The following is a 2,116-nucleotide window of genomic DNA, read 5'->3' on the forward strand; positions in this document are numbered from 1 at the left end:
CCTATCTTAATGTTAACCGCATCTTCAAACCTCTTCACCTGTTCCGATGTAATCCGTTCTGTTGAACGCATAGCAATTTTGATTTCAGGAGGATTCTTTTTCCGATTGATCTTCCAAGTAGAAACTTCTCTACCTTTTTTCGTAAACAATGGACTCTTATTAATCAATTCCTGAACTGGCTCCTCAACTCTTCCTTGCTCAAGCACGTCCCAAAAGGTAAGTCCTAGGGGCACCACTAACACAGCAATCAGCACTAAAGAGACTCCCCAATTTAAAGACCGGCTCAGTTCAGTGCTCTGAGCATACCCACTAAAGATATAAACGATCATACAAGCTAGGTTAATCCCAATCAGGTTAGTAATATAAAGGAGAAATGCGCCCTGACTCAAAGTCCATTCTCCCTGGGATAGGGTTAACCCAACCACACAAAGGGGAGGCATTAGGGCTACTGCAATTGCTGTCCCTGGTACCGCATCTTCTAAAGACGGGCGAATTTTAGAGAAACCACTAATTCCCCCGGCCACGATCGCAACCAGTAAATCAATTAGATTGGGTTTAGTTCTAGCTAAAACTTGGGCTCCCAATTCAGGGGATCCGATCACTGTACCAACCAACCAAGAACAACTTATACCCAGTAGGGTGCCTACAGCAATAGAAACAAAACTACGCCGTAACAGTTGCCAATCTCCTTCCAAGGTAGCAAAAGACAATCCTCTTAAGGGCAACATTAAAGGAGCAATAATCATCGCTCCAATAATCACCGCAGCACTATTGAGAACTAGTCCAAAGGTAGCAATTAAACAAGAGCTAATGATTAAGACTAAGAAATTGAGGGTAAGTTCGGATTCTTCAAACAAAGAATTCCTTACCATCATAATTGGAATTGCCTTTAAGCCAAAGTTCCTGAAAAGATTCAAGGTTTTGGAGACTCTAGTTTTAGTCTTTTGATTCTTTTGATTCTTTTGGTTTTCCTTTTCCATAGATAATAGACGATGCTCCCGACTATTGAGCTTAATTATCTTTCACCAACACATATTGACAATTGACTTTAATTAAGGTATAGTAGCTGATTTCACAATCTGACTGGTAGATCGGATAATCATTAGGTAACGTTACTGCTCCTACCAGTCACTGCTATGTAAGCATATGCGCTACGCGCAGGCTACGCCAACAGTGGTCAGCCGTCAGTGGTCAGCCGTCAGTCTATGGGCTACGCACAGGCTACGCCAACAGTTTTCAGCTTATTTTATTCAAAACCTGATAGCTGACCGCTGATACCTGATAACTGATAGCTGACCGCTGACCGCTGATACCTGAATACTTACACTGCTATTGCGTGAGCCGATTGTCAATGAATTCTATTTTTTCACCAATTCAACGGTTACTGATCACTTAGCTACTAATCTTAATAACTGGATCCGTAACCCTTAGTGCTTTAAGCTATGTGGGTGAGTTAATCAGCATTTTGCTCACTGCAGCTCTGATCGCCTTTGTACTCAACTATGCCGTAGCTGCAGTCAGACCATTCCTACCCAGAACCTTAGCAGCAGTGCTGGTTTATTTACTGGCCGCCCTGAGCCTAGTGATTATTACCCTAACCTTATCAAAAACCTAGTCATTAATAGAGGGAATCGGGAATCGGGAATCGGGAATTTAGAATTTAGAATTTAGAATTTAGAATCGGGAATCGGGAATCGGGAATCGGGAATCGGGAATCGGGAATCGGGAATAGTTAACCATTAATCTGAATAGGAAGTGATTAAACGGACTGGGATATTAGCTATAGCGTTTGTATTTGATAGGTAAAGCTTAATAGTATTTTTTTATTGTCCAATAAAACTCGATATTTCTTTACGATCTTGCCTTTTGCCTCTTTCCTTTTGCCTTTTTCGGCAATTATTGTGTTTACAACCTAGATACAAACGCGCTTATCTTCTGCCTAGAGTGACAGAAGATAGCTAACAAGTTCACAAATAAGCTTACAATCCAAGAGCCGAGCGAGTTGTAGGTCCAACGATTCCATCTACTGTTAAATCTTTTAGCTTCTGGAATTCCTTAACAGCTTTCTCAGTAGCGGGACCAAAAACGCCATCTACCTCGACAGTAATAGTTGCTT

4 protein-coding genes are annotated in these 2,116 nt (G+C 41.5%); 2 read left to right on the forward strand and 2 right to left on the reverse strand.

Going from position 1 to position 2,116, the window contains the following annotated elements; translation table 11 throughout:
• Positions 1–980, reverse strand: a 980-nt coding sequence (locus F6K49_RS43325) for a TIGR00341 family protein (protein ID WP_293107843.1), incomplete at its 3' end; no start/stop codon positions are given.
• A 166-nt stretch (positions 981–1,146) separates the two neighbouring features.
• Between F6K49_RS43325 and F6K49_RS43330 the strand changes: the two genes are divergently transcribed.
• A complete protein-coding gene (locus tag F6K49_RS43330; protein WP_293107846.1) occupies positions 1,147–1,275 on the forward strand; it encodes a hypothetical protein in 129 nt (42 codons plus the stop codon).
• A 190-nt stretch (positions 1,276–1,465) separates the two neighbouring features.
• Positions 1,466–1,615 carry a hypothetical protein gene (locus F6K49_RS43335; RefSeq protein ID WP_293107848.1) on the forward strand — a complete coding sequence of 50 codons (150 nt, stop codon included), beginning with the start codon at positions 1,466–1,468 and terminating at the stop codon, positions 1,613–1,615.
• Between the two features lie 364 nt (positions 1,616–1,979).
• Here F6K49_RS43335 and F6K49_RS43340 read toward each other — a convergent pair whose 3' ends face one another.
• Positions 1,980–2,108 carry a peptidoglycan-binding domain-containing protein gene (locus F6K49_RS43340; RefSeq protein WP_293107850.1) on the reverse strand — a complete coding sequence of 43 codons (129 nt, stop codon included), beginning with the start codon at positions 2,106–2,108 and terminating at the stop codon, positions 1,980–1,982.
• Positions 2,109–2,116: the final 8 nt, after the last annotated feature.

Source organism: Moorena sp. SIO3I6 (assembly GCF_010672095.1).

Bases quoted from the DNA above. Each gene is read 5' to 3' on its own strand.
- F6K49_RS43330 (WP_293107846.1), top strand. From the start codon at position 1,147: ATGCGCTACGCGCAGGCTACGCCAACAGTGGTCAGCCGTCAGTGGTCA.